This window comes from Martinezella miluonensis (genome assembly GCF_900094545.1).
GTDB lineage: Bacteria > Pseudomonadota > Alphaproteobacteria > Rhizobiales > Rhizobiaceae > Rhizobium > Rhizobium miluonense.
Window position 1 is genome coordinate 118347 of sequence record NZ_FMAH01000009.1, and the last position, 16644, is coordinate 134990.

General features: G+C 59.9%; 12 protein-coding genes and 2 pseudogenes. 2 read left to right on the plus strand and 12 right to left on the minus strand.

What is annotated here, in order from left to right:
* Window position 1: 1 nt before the first annotated feature.
* From GA0061102_RS11020 to GA0061102_RS11070, 12 genes and pseudogenes are all read right to left on the minus strand, one after another.
* A pseudogene (locus GA0061102_RS11020) lies at window positions 2-773 on the minus strand (aminotransferase class V-fold PLP-dependent enzyme); the annotation flags it as partial.
* On the minus strand, window positions 774-1316 hold the full coding sequence (locus GA0061102_RS11025; RefSeq protein WP_092846794.1) for a sarcosine oxidase subunit gamma family protein: 543 nt from the start codon (window positions 1314-1316) through the stop codon (window positions 774-776). It abuts the pseudogene before it with no gap.
* On the minus strand, window positions 1309-4158 hold the full coding sequence (locus GA0061102_RS11030) for a 2Fe-2S iron-sulfur cluster-binding protein (protein ID WP_092846796.1): 2850 nt from the start codon (window positions 4156-4158) through the stop codon (window positions 1309-1311). Before GA0061102_RS11030 ends, GA0061102_RS11025 begins: the two co-directional genes overlap by 8 nt.
* A complete protein-coding gene (locus tag GA0061102_RS11035; RefSeq protein WP_092846798.1) occupies window positions 4155-4418 on the minus strand; it encodes a sarcosine oxidase subunit delta in 264 nt (87 codons plus the stop codon). Before GA0061102_RS11035 ends, GA0061102_RS11030 begins: the two co-directional genes overlap by 4 nt.
* A gap of 12 nt (window positions 4419-4430) precedes the next feature.
* On the minus strand, window positions 4431-5684 hold the full coding sequence (locus tag GA0061102_RS11040) for a sarcosine oxidase subunit beta family protein (protein ID WP_092846800.1): 1254 nt from the start codon (window positions 5682-5684) through the stop codon (window positions 4431-4433).
* A 15-nt stretch (window positions 5685-5699) separates the two neighbouring features.
* Window positions 5700-8108: a GcvT family protein gene (locus tag GA0061102_RS11045; protein ID WP_092846802.1), complete on the minus strand. Its 2409-nt coding sequence runs from the start codon at window positions 8106-8108 to the stop codon at window positions 5700-5702.
* A gap of 192 nt (window positions 8109-8300) precedes the next feature.
* Complete coding sequence (locus GA0061102_RS11050; protein ID WP_245297974.1) at window positions 8301-9881, minus strand: ABC transporter ATP-binding protein; 1581 nt, start codon at window positions 9879-9881, stop codon at window positions 8301-8303.
* Complete coding sequence (locus tag GA0061102_RS11055) at window positions 9878-10516, minus strand: ABC transporter permease (protein ID WP_245297983.1); 639 nt, start codon at window positions 10514-10516, stop codon at window positions 9878-9880. The genes GA0061102_RS11050 and GA0061102_RS11055 overlap by 4 nt, the downstream gene beginning before the upstream one ends.
* Before the next feature lie 54 nt (window positions 10517-10570).
* Window positions 10571-10684: pseudogene (locus GA0061102_RS33880) on the minus strand (ABC transporter permease); the annotation flags it as partial.
* The gene (locus GA0061102_RS11060; RefSeq protein ID WP_092846806.1) at window positions 10681-11673 is read right to left on the minus strand and encodes an ABC transporter permease; all 993 of its coding nucleotides are present in this window, start codon (window positions 11671-11673) and stop codon (window positions 10681-10683) included. The gene GA0061102_RS11060 and the pseudogene GA0061102_RS33880, both read right to left, overlap by 4 nt.
* A 4-nt stretch (window positions 11674-11677) precedes the next feature.
* Window positions 11678-13180 (minus strand): ABC transporter substrate-binding protein, encoded by a 1503-nt coding sequence (locus GA0061102_RS11065; protein ID WP_159432154.1) that lies wholly within the window; start codon window positions 13178-13180, stop codon window positions 11678-11680.
* Window positions 13181-13388: 208 nt separating this feature from the next.
* Complete coding sequence (locus GA0061102_RS11070) at window positions 13389-14930, minus strand: trimethylamine methyltransferase family protein (protein WP_092846810.1); 1542 nt, start codon at window positions 14928-14930, stop codon at window positions 13389-13391.
* Between the two features lie 162 nt (window positions 14931-15092).
* Between GA0061102_RS11070 and GA0061102_RS11075 the strand changes: the two genes are divergently transcribed.
* A complete protein-coding gene (locus GA0061102_RS11075) occupies window positions 15093-15761 on the plus strand; it encodes a TetR/AcrR family transcriptional regulator (RefSeq protein ID WP_092846812.1) in 669 nt (222 codons plus the stop codon).
* A 120-nt stretch (window positions 15762-15881) separates the two neighbouring features.
* Complete coding sequence (locus tag GA0061102_RS11080; protein ID WP_092846814.1) at window positions 15882-16643, plus strand: electron transfer flavoprotein subunit beta/FixA family protein; 762 nt, start codon at window positions 15882-15884, stop codon at window positions 16641-16643.
* The last annotated feature ends 1 nt before the right edge of the window (window position 16644 follow it).

Sequence of the window (16644 nt, forward strand, 5' to 3'; positions counted from 1 at the left end):
TCGGCGGTGTACCCACGCGCATCCGTTCGATTCCCTGACCAGCGCGATAGTCGAGATCGAAGGCGAACGGCGCTTCGTGCCCCATCCATCCCGACAAAGCGGGCCTTGCAGCATCCTGATGACGCGGCGCGACATAGATAAAGGCAGGGCCACCCGGGCCGGAATTGAGATATTTATAGGAGTAGCCAACCGCAAAGTCCGCGCCATCTGCAGCGAGCTGAACCGGCAGCGCACCGGCCGAATGCGCCGGATCCCATATTGCCAGCGCACCTACCGCATGAGCTCTTTCAATCGGGGGCTTCATGTCGTGGCGTCGTCCTGTCCGGTAATCGACCTCGGTGATCAGGATCGCGGCAACAGTCTCGTCAATGGCATCCAGCACCTTCTCGGGTGCAACGGCGCGAAGCATGTATTCCTCGCCGAGCGTCCGCAGCAGCCCGTCCGCAACGTACAGATCGGACGGGAAGTTTCCGGTATCCGACAGGACGACTTTTCGGTCCGGTCTCAGCTCGAGAGCCGAAGCAAGCGCCTAGTAGACCTTGATCGACAGCGTCTCCCATGACGACGGAGCTGGGTTCAGCCCCGATCAGGCGCGCGATGCGGTCGCCGACCCGTCTGGGCTGGTTCCAGCCACGGATCAGCATTGTGCCCCATTCATCGGCGACGACAGCAGCAATCCTGTTCTTGACAGCTAAAGGTAACGGCCCCAGCGAATTTCCATCCAGGTAGATCACGCCTTCGGGCAAAGTGCACAGGCGCGGGTCGTGTTGAATTCAGTGGTCATGGTCTTCCTCTTCGCTCAGGACAGTTTGCAGCCACGTCCAGATAGAGACGGCCAGCCCCCGCTCGACGTGCAGACGCAGGTCAGAAGCTGGTCCGTAGTGATAGGCAAGGGCCGGCACGGCGGCAAAGCCGATGGATGCCGAGGCACTCGCAAGAGCCGGATCCACGGTGGTCGCCTGCGAAACCAGGTCCATGACGCCTGCCCCGCTCAGTTCAATGACCCGATCCGCCCCGCCGATTGCGGTAACAGCGAAGCCTGCCTCGTTCCAACCGTCGTGGATCGCCGACGGCAACCCGCCCACCACGAGCAGACGGTCACGAGCCAGACGGACGGTATAAGGTAAGCCCTTGACATGTCCGAAAGCACCGACACCATTTTCATCCATCCCCGTCAGATGCCCGAAGGCGGCGAGATCACCGCTCACAAGTGCCTGATCGGGAAGATCCACGTTTCGCACCGACAGATGCTTGCCGTTCAACACGGCGGTCGACCAGTCCGGCGCGGGTTCCCATTTGCGGGCGTGATCAAGCATACAATCTCTCCCCTTCCGGATCGAAGGCGCAGGCAGGCGCTAGACGCGCCTCCAGGCTCTGGCCCAGATGATGTAATTCGACCGTTTGACCGATCGCGGTTTCGCCGCCCTCGACCAGGCCAAGGGCGATTGGACGGTTGAGATTCGGACTGAAATGGCTGGTCGTGACAAAGCCGATGCTGCGCTTTCGCGCACCGTCCCTGACCACCACATGCGCACCGGCTGGCAAGACCGATCCGGTTAAGCTCTCCAGTCCGACCATGGCTCGAGCCTGATCGGCGACCGCCGGGAGATGCAACGAGCGCCGTCCGATATATTCAACGCGCTTTTTCTCAAGCGGTCCTCTGACGCCGAGATCCATCGGGCGCGTCCGCCCGTCGGTGTCCTTGCCGATGACGATATACCCCTTTTCGGCGCGCAGGATCATCAAGGCCTCGCCGCCGAGCAGCACGGCGTCGAAAGCGCGCCCCGCCTGCTTGAGCGCCCGCCAGAGCGCGAGCGCCCGGTCGGCGCGGATCGACAGTTCATAGGACCGGTCCCCGGTGAAGCTCACACGAGTGACGCGTACCCGCTCCGCGCCGAGCTGCCCGAAGGCGAGCGCCATATGCGGGAGAGTAGCATCGTCGAGATCGACGCTCAGATCGACCGCCTCCAGAAGCGCGCGGGATTTCGGCCCGGTCACGGTCAGCGTAGCGTAACGCGCTGTTGCATCATGAATGAAGACGCGGGCTCGGTCGAAACGATCCTGCCGCCACTCCTCCAGCAGCATCTGGACATCCCGAACGTGGGAAGAGGAGCACGACACGATGAAGCGGTTTTCGTCGAGCCTCACCAGCACGCCGTCGTCATAAACGATGCCTTGTTCGGTCAGCATGAAGCCGTAGCGGCAACGGCCCGGCTTCAGGGTCGACATGGTATTGTAGTAGATGAAATCGAGAAACGCTGCGGCGTCCGGCCCGATCACCTCGATCTTGCCAAGGGGCGAACCGTCGAAAAGCCCCACCCCGTTGCGCGCGGCAACCGCCTCCCGCGCAACGTCCTCCGCCTCGCCGTGAGTGCCGAACCACGCCGGCCGCAGCCAGCCGCCATACTCGCGAAACAGCGCACCGTCCGCCCTGTGCTCGGCCTCCAGAGGCAGACGGCGCACCGGGTTCATCAGCTGACCGCCGCGATGCCCTGCGAATGTGGCGAGCGGGACGGGCACGAAGGGCGGCCGATAGGTCGTCGTTCCGGTTTCCTGGATGCTGCGCCCGGTGATGCGCGCCATCAGCGCAAGCCCCTGAAGGTTCGATGTCTTGCCCTGATCGTTCGCCATGCCTAGCGTGGTGTAGCGCTTAAGGTGTTCGACCGAGGTGAAATTCTCTCGCGCCGCAAGCTCGACGTCCTTGGCGGTAACGTCGTTCTGAAGGTCGAGCCAGATTCGACCGCCAGCTTCCGGCTCAGGCCATCCAGCAGCAATATCCAGTGGATATCGCGGGGCGTCTGCAACCGGAACGCTTCCACCCGTTACCTCTGCGGCCTCCTTCAGCACGGCCGGAAGGGCGAATTGTCCGGCTGCCGCCCCCACCACAGTGAGTCCGGCAATCTCGCGATCCGGTACGAAGCCCTGGATATCGTCGCGCCAGCGTAGCTTACCCTGTGCCTGACCGTAGAGATGAATCGTCGGCGAATAACCGCCCGAGACCAGCACCGTGTCGGCCTCAAGCTGCTCGCCTGATACGAGCCGCACGCCTTCGACTGCCGTGCGTCCGAGGACCGACCCAATCTGGCCCGATATCACGCGGAAAGCGGACTCTGTCTGGGTCACGTTACGGCGAAGATCAACCACCGTGACATCTGCCCCTCCGCGCGACAGCCCGGCGGCTGTTTCATAGGCGTGTCCGTTGTTGGTGGCCAGAACGATCCGCCTACCCACCACGACGCCATAACGATTCAAATAGTGCAGGCCAGCGCCGGCAGCCATGACACCGGGACGATCGTTGTTTGCGAATGGCAGGCCACGCTCGATGGCTCCGGTCGCCAGAATGGTTTCCGCTGCCCGTACCCGCCAGAGACGCTGGGCCTTGCCATCGGCGCAATATTCCGCAATGCCGGTCATGCCGTGTTCGTACCGACCGAAAGCGATGGTGCGGGTGAAAATCCGTGCACCCGATTCGCGCAGCCGATCGATGGCCTGCGCGACCCATGCACGCCCGTCCAGCCCGTCGATACCGGCGTCGCGATCAAGCAGGCTGCCGCCGGGCATCGCCTGATCGTCGCAGAGCACCACTCGCTGACCGCGCCCTGCCGCGCCCAGTGCGGCCGTCAGCCCGGCCGGCCCTGCGCCCACGACGAGGACATCGCAGGACAAATTGGCTGGCGCGACCGCGTTAAAGCCTGTTGAATCCGGATCCAGCGCGCCTAGGCCAGCCATGGCGCGAATCCGCGGCTCGAAGCTGTGCCAATTCGGAAACATGAACGTCTTGTAGTAGAAGGCAGCGGGAATAAAACGCGAGAAGCGATCGAGAAACGCATGCCGGTCATGGGCGGCTGATGGCAGCCCATTGATCGAGCGCACGACCATTCCGTCACGGGCAGGCTCTACCGTCATCTGCACATTAGGGCGATGATGCTCACCCAGAATATCGGCGATACCATTCGGCTCCTCTGCACCAGCGCCCCAGAAGCCGCGCGGCCGGTGATATTTGAAGCTGCGACCGACGATCCGCACGCCGGAAGCGATGAGTGCGGAAGCGACGCTGTCGCCCTCGAAGCCATTGACCCGCACACCGTCGAACGTGAAGGAAAGCGGCCTGTCGAGATTGGTGGCCCAACCACCTTCCCTTATACGCCAACCGGTCATGGCCGTTCCTCCCCTGTCAGCGCGTGGGTTGCATGCACCTCATGGGTGACGGTATCGCGCTCCATGGCAAAGACCTCGCGGCATGGCAGATGCATCCATATTTCCTTGACCGCGCCGCGGCTGTTGTCGCGGAAATAGAGATAGTTCGACCACGCCATGGCGTCGACGTCGCCCTCGGGCCTGAGATTTCCGGCATCGCCACCGAAATGAAATTCGGTCTCGGCGCGTGGACCGCAGAACGGACAAATGAAAAGCTGCATGATCGATCCTTCTCAATGCGCGATGCCGGCGCCGGCAGCCTCGTCGATTATGTGGCCGCTATGGAAACGGGACAGATCGAAAGGCCGACTGATGGCGTGATGACTGCCGGTGGCAAGAATATGGGCAAAAACGGTGCCTCCGGCGGGGATGCCCTTGAAGCCGCCGGTGCCCCAGCCGCCATTGACATAAAGGCCCGGCAAAGGGCTTTCGCCGAAGATGGGCGAGCTGTCGGGCGTGACATCCACCGTGCCACCCCATTGCCGCAGCAGCCGCAACTGGCGGAAAATCGGAAACATTTCCAGAATGCCTGACAGCGTATTTTCCAGCATAGGCAGATTGCCGCGCTGCCCGTACGAGGGCACCCGGTCCAGTCCGCCACCGATGACGATTTCGCCCTTGTCCGATTGGCTGACATAGGTGCCAGTCATGGGCGAGACCAGAACGGTGTCGAAAATCGGCTTAACGGGTTCCGAGACGCAGGCCTGCAATGTGTAGGAGGTAATGGGCAGCCGGAAGCCCGCCTTGGCGGCAAGCGCGCCCGAGCTGCCTGCCACCGCCATCCCAACCCGATCGGCACGAATCTCACCCCTGGAGGTCTTGACGCCGACACAGCGTCCGCCCTCGACGAGGAATGTCTCCACCTCGCATTGCTGGATAATGTCGACACCCAGCCGGTCGGCGGCACGGGCATAGCCCCAGGCCACCGCGTCATGGCGCGCGATGCCGGCGCGCGCCTGCCAGATGGCGCCATAAACCGGATAGCGTGCCTCCTGCGCATAGTTGTAAATGGGAACGCGGCGTTTCACCTCGGCGAGATCCAGCAGTTCCGCTTTCACGCCATTGATCTGCATGGCGTTGACCATGCGCGCCGCGAGTTCCATCTCTCCGGGACTGGAGACAATCTGCATCATGCCGCGTTGCGATAACATGATGTTGTAGTTCAGTTCGCGCGCCAACCCTTCGTAGAGAGACAGTGAGAGATCGTAGAGCGCCGTGCTTTCCGGATAGAAATAGTTCGAGCGGATGGCCGTGGTATTGCGTCCCGTATTGCCGCCACCAAGCCAGCCGCGCTCTATCACAGCAACATTGCGCAGGCCATGAACCTTTGCCAGATAGTAGGCGGTGGCAAGCCCCTGCCCGCCGCCACCGACAATCACAACATCGTAACGCGGCTTGGGCTCCGGGCTGCGCCAAGCGGGACGCCAGCCCTTTTGGGAATTGAGCCCCTCCTTGAAGAGCGAAAGCGCAGAATAGTGGCGTGTCATCGGGGCCTCTCAGGATCAGGCGCGCATGGCCGCGCCGGCGGGGTCGTACGGAGAGGCAGGGATGACCAAAGCGCGCCGTTCTTCGCCCACGATATGCGTCGACAGGACGGTACCTTCGGCAGACGCTTCCCTGTCTACCATCGCAAGAGCGAGACTCTTGCCAATCGTGTGGCCAAAACCACCGGAGGTGACAAAACCCACCATTTTGCCGTCATGCCAGATCGGCTCATATCCACTGGCATCGGCATCGCCGGCGTCGATCTCAAGCGTCACCAAAACCTGCCTGGTAGGTGCACCATCTCGCTCGCAGCGAGCGGCTTCAGCGCCGATGAAGTCGCGTTTGTTCCAGGCGATGAAGCGGTCGAGTCCGGTTGCACCAGGCGTATAACCTTGCGTGAATTCGCGCGACCATACGCCGTAGCTCTTTTCAAGCCGCAAACTGTTGCCGGCGGAAAAGCCGACTTCGGCCAGGCCGTGCTCCCGTCCCGCATCCAGCAGGATCCGTCGCAGCGTCGCGTGTTGCGCCACATTGCAGTTGATCTCGTAGCCGAGTTCCCCAGTAATCGACAGTCGTGCGACATGGCAGCGCAGAAGCCCCACATCCATCGACGTGCATCCCAGAAGGGGAAGAGCCGCAACGTCCTGATGCGTGAGCTTTTGCAAGATCTCACGGGAACGGGGACCCGCCAGCGAAAAGCCGGAAACATGATCGGAAATATCACGAAGCGCGACACCGTCCGCCCTGTTGTCTTCGAACCAGCGCATATGCCATTCGCGCAGGTAATAGGAACCCATGATCCAGTAGCGGCCACCGCCCCAATTCAGCAGCGTCAGGTCGCCGCGCAGCTTGCCGTCATGGCCAAGCATGGGCGCAAGACGCGCCCTGCCCGCCTTAGGAAGATGGCAGGCAAAGATGCGATCAAGCCAGGCTTCGGCACCCGGGCCGGAAACCTCATAGCGTGAGAAGCCGGAGATATCGAGAAGACCTGCCTTCTCTCGCACAGCCTTCGCTTCGGCCGCGATAATGTCGAAGGCATTGGAGCGGCGCAGGCTCGGCTTTTCCTCGAACCCTTCCGGCGCGAAATAGAGCGGCATTTCCAGCCCCCAGTTCGCACCCCAGTGGGCACCCGCGGCCGTCATGCCTTCGTAGGCGCCAGGCACGCTCAAGGCGCGGCCAGCCGGCAGGTGCTCGTTCGGATAGGTCATGATGAAACGGCGCGAATAGAACTGGCCAGTCGTCTGCCGAATATATTCTCGGTTCGAGGCAAATTCGCCGTAGCGCGCGATGTCCATGCCGAACACATCGGCCTGCGCCTGCCCCTCGACCATCCATTCGGCCAGCGATTTGCCGACACCGCCACCCTGCAGGAAGCCGGCCATGACGCCACACGCCACCCAATAATTGCGCAGGCCGCGCACGGGCCCGACTAGAGGGTTACCATCCGGCGAGAACGTAAAGGCGCCATTGACCCAACGCTTGACACCGGCCGTCTCGAGCACGGGATAGCGATGGAAAGCGAGGGCAAGCTCGTCCATAATCCGGTCGGTGTCCTCCTGAATCAACTCGATCCCGTAATCCCATGGCGCGCCGTCCATTTGCCAATGCTTGTGATTGATCTCGTAAATGCCAAGCAGCATGCCATGCTGCTCCTGACGCATATACGAAAAGCCGTCGAGATCGACGATCGTCGGCATTTCCTTGGGCAGCGCCGCGATTTCAGGAATGGCCTCGGTCACAAGGTAGTGGTGCTCCATCGGCGTTACGGGCAGTTCCACGCCGACCATCCGGCCGAGTTGCTTGGCCCACAGTCCGCCCGCATTGACCACGTGCTCGGCAAGGATGGTGCCCTTTTCCGTCTCGACCTGCCATTCCAGCGAGGGAAGCTGGTTCAGCGACTGAACGCGATTGTGCTCGATGATGTCGGCGCCGCGCTTCTTGGCGGCGCGGGCATAGGCATGCACCACACCAGAAGGATCGACATAGCCTTCCCGCTGCGAAGTCATGCCGCCAAGCAGGTCAGTTGTGTTCACAAGTGGGCAGAGTTCCTTGATCTCCTCAGGGGTGACCAGACGGCTGTCATCGATCCCCATCGACTGCATGACCCGATAGCTGCCCTTCAACCAGTCCCAACGATCGGGATCGCAAGCCATCATAATGCCGCCTGTCATATGCAGACCGATATTGATGCCGGATTCCGCTTCGATTTCAGACAGAAGATCGATCGTATAAGCCTGTAGCGCAGAAATATTAGGATCGGCGTTGAGTGTATGGATACCCCCGGCCGCATGCCAGCTGGATCCCGCCGTGAGCACGCTACGCTCCAAAATAGCGATATCGGTCCAGCCGAGCTTGGTCAAATGATAGGCGATGGAAGCACCAACCACACCACCACCGATGATGACGACACGATACCGGGATTTCATTGCTCACCCTTTCGGCTCATTGCAAGCTGTATTTACACTAGCATAATAGACATATATGTACAGACGAAACTTGCGTGGAAATCGCGCAGAGGACGTCGAATTCGATATGGAGAAGGCAGGGTTTGTCGAACCACGTGCCGTGGCGGACACGGGGCGAAGCCCGCAGGCGATGGCTAATCTCTTGCCAGCCGGTTAAAGTCGAGATTCCAGCCAGCCCCGTTCCATAAGAGGCGTGGAATCGATCAGGGTCTTTGTGTAATCTTGCCGAGGATGAGCAAATATTCGTTCCGCTGGTCCGAATTCGGCAATCTGTCCTTTCTGCATCACCGCGACATCATGGGCAAAACGCCGGGTGAGACCAAGGTTATGCGTTATGAACAGCATGGTCAGCGGCCGCGTATCCATGATGCGCAGCAGGAGACGGATAACACTTTCCTCTACCAGCGGGTCCAGTGCAGAGGTCACCTCGTCGCAGATCAGCACGTCCGGCTGTGCAGCGAGGGCCCGGGCGATACAGATCCGCTGCTTCTGTCCTCCCGATAGCGACCCCGGAACACGATCCAGAAAACTTTCGGGAAGCTCGACGTCGCGCATCAGCTGTCGCAGGCTTTGTTCGCGCGCATCACCCTTCATTCCGCCAAACCATGTTAGGGGACGACCGACGATCTCGCGTATGGTCTGCCGCGGATTAAGGGCGAGATCCGGCAATTGATGAATGTATTGTACCCGCCGACGGGCATCAAAGCTCCGGTTTTCGATGCGGCCGGCAAGGGGCGCTCCCTTCAAGGTGATGGCCCCGCCGTGGACATCGACCAATCCGGCGATCGATCTTGCAAGGGTCGTTTTCCCACTTCCGGACTCACCAACTAGACACGTGATGTGACCTGCAGAGAGATCCAGGGAAATGTCGTGCACAAATGACAGACCGCCGTAACCAGCCGAAAGGTTGCGAATCTCGATGATCGGCGTGGAGGCCGCCGCCCCTGGAACACCGCTCGTGGTCGTTTTATTGGCCACCAATGCGCGGGTGTAGTCCTCTTTCGGCGTTTCGATGAGGTCCCGGGTTTTGCCCATTTCGACAATGTGGCCATGGCGAAGCACCATGACCCGATCGGCCAGCTGGGAGACCACGGCCAGATCATGCGAAATATAAATCGCACCGCAGCCACGGCCCTTGACCACCTTATGGATCAAGCGGATCACCTCAAGCTGTGTCGTCACATCGAGCGCGGTGGTCGGCTCGTCGAAGATGATGAGTTCTGGCTCGTTGACCAAAGCCATTGCAATCATGGCACGTTGAAGCTGCCCCCCAGACACCTGGTGCGGATAGCGTCGACCGAAGGTTTCTGGCTCCGGTAACTGGAGCTCCCGAAAAAGACGGGTGGCCATGGCGCGCCGTTCCTCTTTCGGCGTCCCTAGTTCCACGGCGGCAAGCTCGGTTATCTGGTCTTCCAACCGGTAAAAGGGATTGAAGGCCGCAGCAGCACTTTGGGCGACATAAGAGACCTTGCGTCGGCGCACGCCCTCTAATGCGGGCTGCGAGAGTTCAAACAGCGACTGCCCTGCCAGCACGACCCGACCCGAAGCCATTTGACAGCCCGCACGCAGAAGACCGATCGTCGCCATTGCCAGCGTGCTTTTGCCCGCGCCAGACTCACCAATGATGCCAAAAATCTCACCAGGATGGACCTCAAGGTCGATATTCTCGAGAATCGTCGATTGTTTTGCGTCGATTCGCAGATTCTCGATGCGCAGTACAGCTTCTGTCATCATCCAAGCTCCGCACGGACCGAATATTTGTGAATGAACCAGTCGACAATGCCGTTGACCGACAGGGTGATCAGCGCGATGCAAAATGCGGGCGCCAGTGGCGAAAGCTGCCCAACAGAGATAGCTAGCGCGTTTTCGCGCACGAGCCCCCCGAGATCTGCCGCCGGTGGCTGCACACCGACCCCAAGAAAGCTGAGACCGCTGATGAACAGCACGGCATAGGCAATCCGGATTCCGAATTCGGCGATCAGCGTGGGTGCGGCATTTGGAAGTATCTCGCGAACGAGATACCATCCAAGGCCCTCCCCGCGAAGACGGGCCACTTCGACATAATCCATCGCCACCACATCTCCGGCAACAGGACGGATGACGCGATAAAACAGCGTTGCCTCAAGGACCGCCATCGTCAACACCAGCGTAGTGAGAGACACCCCGGCAACCGCGAGAACCACGAGCGCAAAGATGATCTGCGGCACGGACATGATGGCATCGACCAGCCGGCCCAGCAGAATGTCGGTCCAGCCACGCCGGAATGCCGCAAGAAATGCAAGGACGACACCCGCCACGGCAGCAAGCGCGGACACCGAGAGAGCTATGCCCAGGGTATAACGCAGCCCGAAGAGAATTCTCGACAACATGTCGCGACCGAGCGAGTCTGCACCAAGAAGACCGCCGTCCCCAGGTGGGGCATACGGCATGTGAACAGGGTCACTTGGCAAATATGGAGCAATCCATGGTGCCAGCAGTGCTGCAATGACAAGGAGCCCGAAACATGTCAACGACAGAACAAAGCCGACATTTCTCATTCGGTAGTCCCCCGGGACGGTATGCGTTGACGCGGGTTAGCAAGCAGTGCGAGAAAGTCTGCCAGAAAATTCATCATGATGAAGATCAGCGCAAACAGAAGTCCGCATGCCTGCACTACGGTCAAGTCGCGATAAGCCACGCTGTCGACCATAAGCTTGCCAAGACCGGGGTAGGAAAAAACGATTTCGATAACGACAACGTCCACGATCAGATAGGCGACGGTGAGGATCGAAATCGACAGGATCGACGACAATGCATTGGGAAGCGCATGGCGAAGGATGATACGCGACCTGGGAATTCCCTTCACCTCGGCCATCAGAACATAGTCAGAGGCCAGAACTGCAAGAATGGCGGTTCGTGTCAATTTCATCGTGTGTGCCTGCCCGATGATCACAAGTGCTAAAACGGGCAAGACCAGAACACGGACCCAAGCCGCTGCGCTCCCGGAAAGCGGAGCAACGGACATGGGCGGAAAAAGGCCAAGCCGTACAGCGAAGACATAGATTAGGATATATCCGACCAAGAAAGCTGGCATCGCAAGAAACAGCATTGATGTGAAACCAAGCGCCCGATCGAACCACTTGCCCTGCCAGATCGCAGCAAGGATTCCGCCGCCGATCGCAACGGGCAGCAGGAACACAGCACCAACTCCAGCCAGCAAAAGTGAGTTCCGCAGACGTGGCATCAGGATTTCCGCCACCGGACGGCCGGAGGCCAGAGATGTACCAAAATCGCCATGCAGCGCGCTGACCAGCCACCCGAGATAACGCTGGACCAGCGGCTGGTCGAGACCAAGATCCCGTCGCAGCGCTTCGAGCGCGGCGGGCGTTGCGTTCTGCCCGAGAAGCGCGCTAGCGGCGTCACCAGGGAGTAGCGTGGTTCCGATAAAGATCAGGGCAGTGACCAGAACCAGCGACACAATACCGGAAACCGCGCGCGAGACAATGAAGTCTCGCACTGGGGCCGATCGTCTACGGAGCGTTACCATGGCTCTATGCGAACCAGATTTGCTCGGCACAACGGTAATTGGCGCAGGGTTGCGTGCCCGGCACGTATCCCTGCACCTCACTGGATACGCCTTCGATCACATCACCGAAGACCGGTATGATCACACCGCCGTCCGAGGAAAGGAGCGACTGTGCTTCGACGTACAGTGCCTGCCGCTTCGCCTGGTCAGGCTCGACACGAGCAGCGGCAATTGCAGTATCAAAGGCCGTATTCGACCAGTGGGAATCATTGCCCGGAGAGCCAGTGGAGTAAGCGGTCGTGAGGATCATATCAGCGGTGGGACGCGCGCCCCAGACAGTCGCATGGAATGGCGCCTGTCCCCATACATTGGACCAATAGCCATCTGCAGGTTCGCGCACGACCTCGATTTCAATTCCGGCCCGGGCCGCATGCTCCTTGAACAAGACTGCCATATCGACCGCGGGAGCGGTTGCGGCATCGGACGTGCTGAGACGCAAGGTCCCCTTGTGTCCGGATTTCGCATATAACGCCCTGGCGCGTTCGGGATCATAGCTGTTCTGGGCGATACCGGTTGCAAACAACGGATCGTTCGGCGGGATCGGCGTATCGTTCCCGATCCGGCCCATTCCGCTGTAGACCCGCTTCAGGACGTCTTTTCGGTCGATTGCAAACTTCAGCGCAAGACGCAGGTCCGGATTGTTGAACGGCTCGATGTCTGCGCGCATGTTGAAGCCCACAAACTGGGATCCTCTGAGGCTGATCAGCGACTTGCCGGGCAATGCCTTCAGCAGCGCGGCCGTGCGTGTATCCAAGCCGCTTGCGATCTGGATTTGTCCGCTTTGAAAGGCGCTCGCCCGGGCTGCAGGATCATTGGCGGCAAGTATGACCACCTCGTCCACCCAGGCCGCGTCTTTCTTGAAATAGCCATCATACCGGGCAGCTTCGATTGCCTCTCCGGGCGCAAAACGCGTGATCTTGTATGGCCCGGAGCCAATACCGTCGAACGTGGTCGTGCCATCGGGGATAATGCAAAGTGGATAGTTGGAAACCATCGCCGGAAAGAAATAATTACCTTCCTTCAGCTCGATAACAACCCGCATCGGGGTCTCGGCGACCATGGAGCCAATGGCGGCCGCAATAGCGCGTGAATTCGAGCGCGAGTCTTCCGCATCGTGGATCTTGAGCGAATAGATGACGTCGGTCGCAGTGACCGGCCGACCGTCATGAAAGGTTGCCCCTTCCACCAGATCGAAAACCCAGTGCTTGCCGCCGTTGCTGCCTTCCCATGACTTTGCAAGCCCCGGGCGAAGCTCGTTGGCCGGCCCATGCGCCTCGACCAATGTGCTGAAAACCGTTCCCGAGGCGACAGCCCAATAGGGTGAGTTAAACGTCCGCGGATCAAGGGTATCACCGGTCGAGGCGCCCTCGACACCGATCGCAAGCGTGCCGCCGCGCTTCGGCGCCGCCTGCGCAAAACCCATACGCGGGGCCGCAGCTATCAATCCCAGAGTCCCTACGATGGACATGAAGCCTCGACGAGACAGACTGCTCCAATGTTGCATGATTGAATTCCCTCTGTTGGTCTCGATACTCTATCGGTATCTCATAATGGACAGTAATGCACATATAGGCATTTGTGTATAGGGAATTGTTTGGCTACCTTCAAAATTCAGCACGTCGCGACAAGAGCCAACAACACGTGGGTCGAGGATAAAAGATGCCTCTGGTCAAGCCTCAGTCCTCTAACGGGGCACCGCCGGCATCTTCACGCGAGCGAATGAAGGGCTCGAGACGCTCTTCAACGCCATGGCAGGCGGAGGGCGCTTGAAACTCCGCGAGTGTCTGTTTCCAGATATCGGTCGCCCGCTGATCTGCAGATTTTGATCCTGCGTCCACCCAGGCGCCATAGTTCGAAAGATCGGCCACCAGCGGACGATAGAAGGCGGCTTTGTACCGTTCCATCGTATGCGCCGTGGAGAAGAAATGCCCGCCGGGCGACACTTCTGCGATTGCATCGAAGCCAAGCGCATCGTCATCGGCAGCCTCGGGCTTCGTCAGCTCGGCAATGGTTTGCAGCGCCTCTATGTCCAGAATGAATTTCTCATATCCCAGCGTCAGGCCACCCTCCAGCCATCCGGCAGCATGAACTGTCACGGTCGCACCACCAAGCACGGCGCCCCAAAGGGCCATGACTGTTTCCGCCGCGCCCTGGGCGTCTGCCAAGTTGGATGCGGCGCCGGTTGCCGAGCGCCACGGTAGGCCAATGTGCCGGGCCAGTTGTCCGGAACCGATACATGCCTTTATGTGCTCGGGCGTACCAAACGCAGGGGAACCGGATCTCATGTCGACATTCGACAGGAAGCCCCCATAGGATACCGGCGCACCGGCTCTGCTGATCTGCGCCAGCGCGATGCCAGCCAAGGCTTCCGCATGTTGGAGCATCAGAGCGCCGCTGATGGTAATCGGCGCCATCGCGCCGGCCAGACAGAAAGGCGTTATAATCGACATCTGGCCTGCACGAGCGAAGTCTATGATCCCCCTCGACATGGGAACGTCTAGCTGCCTTGGGGAGTTCGAGTTGATCACCGTCGTTGCCCAAACCCCGTTTGCGAATGCATCCTTGTCCAGCCCCCGGGCCAGACGGATCATCTCGAAGCTCTCTTCAACCTGTTGCCGGCCACGGGAATAGACGAAGACTGGCTTGTCGCAGTTTTCGAGTTGTCCGCGCATCATGGCATAGTGGCGAGACTGGAGAGGCACGTCCTGCGGCTCGACCGAGGGACCGTGCATATGGATCACGTCGAAGCTCTGCTGAAGCCGCAGGGTATCCAGGTAGCCCTGCAGGTCGCCAGGCCGCCGACCGCGCTCGCGGTCGAATGCGTTGGGGCAGCCAGCGCCCGCCATAAACAGCATCGATCCCAGCGTATAGTCCTGCTCGCGTGCCGGATTGGCGGCCTTCAGGCGGATCGAGCGCGGTGCTGTAGCCAGCGCCGATTCAACGATCTCCCGACCGATGCGGACCAATTGACTGTCTTCATCGACACGCGCGCCGGCAGCCTTGAATGCCTGCCGCGCCTCGTCAAGGAGGATCTTGATCCCGAGCTCCTCCAGAATGCGTAGAGCCCCGTCATGGATCGCCGCGATACGGTCACTGCTATAGACACTTTGCGGGACAAAAGGGGTGCTGAGCCTGATATAGGCCGGGCTTGTGGCGGGCGATCTATCAACCTGACTGCGGCGGCCGCGCGTTCGCCTTGTATTCTGCAGATCTTCCATATCCTGCTCCCTCCGCGTCGCCTGAGTGAATAGCACAAGTGTTCATAAATGTACAGAAATAACCGGCGCGGCATAAAAGGAGTGGCTCGGTCGGTCTGATTATCCTTGTTCGGCCGCCCGTTTGACGTCTATGCTGGATCAAAAAGGAAAAAGGTAGTTTTGATGGTAATCACCACTGCACAGAGTCAGGCGCCAGAAGAAAATCTGCAAGGCCGCTCGACCCGCGAAGATTGGTTGAAGCTCGCGCTTCAATTGCTCGTGAAAGACGGAATCGATCGCGTAAAAGTGCAAATCATGGCGAAACAATTGAATGTTTCGCGCTCCAGTTTCTATTGGTTTTTCAAGAACCCTCAGGATCTGTACGGCCAGATGCTCGACTTTTGGCTCACCAAGAACACCGGCCCCATCATCCAGCGCGCGCTTCGTCCGGCCGGTAGCATTTCTGAAGCGATTTTGAACGTTTTCGAGTGCTGGGTGAACGAAGATCTCTTCGATCCGCATCTGGATGTCGCTGTCCGTCTTTGGGCACGCCGGGCGCCCGAGGTCCTGAAAGTAGTCGCCGGTGCGGATCAGCAGCGACTGGGCGCTTTAACCGGCATGTTTGCCCGTCACGGCTTTGCCGAGGACGACGCAATCGTCAGAGCTCGCGTGCTCTATTTCACCCAGATCGGCCAATACACGTTGGATTTCCGCGAGGACATCCTGACACGTTTTTCGCGCACGCGTGCCTATGTTCTGGCTTTTTGCGGCCAGGAGCCTGATCCGAAAGAGCTGGCAAGCTTCGAGGCGGTCGTTATGTCGGCGGCGCGCGCAGAAGCCGAACGCGACTGATCCCGCCAGTTCCCCACTCGGCGGACAGACTTTCATTTGGGGCCAGAATACAACAAGCCTATTGACAGATTTTTCTGTTCACTTATGTACACAGGCATGAGCTGAAGAGGACTTGTCCGCATGAAGATGCTTGTGCCGGTAAAACGGGTGATCGACTACAACGTTAAGGTTCGTGTGAATGCGGACGGAAGCGGCATTGATCTCTCAAACGTCAAGATGTCGATGAACCCCTTTGACGAGATTGCGCTTGAGGAAGCGATCCGTCTGAAGGAAAATGGCGTCGTCACGGAGATTGTAGCTGTCTCGATCGGCGTCAAGCAGGCGCAGGATACGTTGCGCACAGCGCTTGCCATGGGAGCCGACCGGGCCGTTCTGATCGAGGCCACCTCCGACGTACACCAGGACATCGAGCCGCTGGCCGTCGCCAAGCTTCTGGCCGCCGTCGTTCGAGAGGAGGAAGCGGGCCTTGTCATTGCCGGCAAGCAAGCAATCGACAACGATCTCAATGCGACCGGGCAAATGCTGGCAGCACTGCTGGGCTGGGGCCAGGCGACCTTTGCATCGGAAATCTCAATCGAGGGCTCCAAGGCCACAGTCACCCGCGAAATCGATGGCGGACTGCAGACCATCAACGTGACCTTGCCTGCGGTGATCACCGCCGACTTGCGCCTGAACGAGCCGCGCTATGCGAGCCTGCCCAACATCATGAAGGCCAAGAGGAAACCCTTGGCGGAAAAGACCCCCGCGGATTACGGCATCGACATCGCGCCGCGCCTGACTGTGATCAAGACTGTCGAGCCGGCCGCACGCAAGGCCGGCGTGCGGGTCGGATCGGTGGACGAACTGCTGGCGAAACTGAAGGACGAAGCGGGGGTAATCTGAC

What these genes read in the sequence shown, in the direction of transcription:
- GA0061102_RS11025 (WP_092846794.1), bottom strand. Translation starts at nt 1,316, where the DNA reads ATGCTTGATCACGCCCGCAAATGGGAACCCGCGCCGGACTGGTCGACC.
- GA0061102_RS11030 (WP_092846796.1), bottom strand. Translation starts at nt 4,158, where the DNA reads ATGACCGGTTGGCGTATAAGGGAAGGTGGTTGGGCCACCAATCTCGAC.
- GA0061102_RS11035 (WP_092846798.1), bottom strand. Translation starts at nt 4,418, where the DNA reads ATGCAGCTTTTCATTTGTCCGTTCTGCGGTCCACGCGCCGAGACCGAA.
- GA0061102_RS11040 (WP_092846800.1), bottom strand. Translation starts at nt 5,684, where the DNA reads ATGACACGCCACTATTCTGCGCTTTCGCTCTTCAAGGAGGGGCTCAAT.
- GA0061102_RS11045 (WP_092846802.1), bottom strand. Translation starts at nt 8,108, where the DNA reads ATGAAATCCCGGTATCGTGTCGTCATCATCGGTGGTGGTGTGGTTGGT.
- GA0061102_RS11050 (WP_245297974.1), bottom strand. Translation starts at nt 9,881, where the DNA reads ATGATGACAGAAGCTGTACTGCGCATCGAGAATCTGCGAATCGACGCA.
- GA0061102_RS11055 (WP_245297983.1), bottom strand. Translation starts at nt 10,516, where the DNA reads ATGTTGTCGAGAATTCTCTTCGGGCTGCGTTATACCCTGGGCATAGCT.
- GA0061102_RS11060 (WP_092846806.1), bottom strand. Translation starts at nt 11,673, where the DNA reads ATGGTAACGCTCCGTAGACGATCGGCCCCAGTGCGAGACTTCATTGTC.
- GA0061102_RS11065 (WP_159432154.1), bottom strand. Translation starts at nt 13,180, where the DNA reads ATGTCCATCGTAGGGACTCTGGGATTGATAGCTGCGGCCCCGCGTATG.
- GA0061102_RS11070 (WP_092846810.1), bottom strand. Translation starts at nt 14,930, where the DNA reads ATGGAAGATCTGCAGAATACAAGGCGAACGCGCGGCCGCCGCAGTCAG.
- GA0061102_RS11075 (WP_092846812.1), top strand. Translation starts at nt 15,093, where the DNA reads ATGGTAATCACCACTGCACAGAGTCAGGCGCCAGAAGAAAATCTGCAA.
- GA0061102_RS11080 (WP_092846814.1), top strand. Translation starts at nt 15,882, where the DNA reads ATGAAGATGCTTGTGCCGGTAAAACGGGTGATCGACTACAACGTTAAG.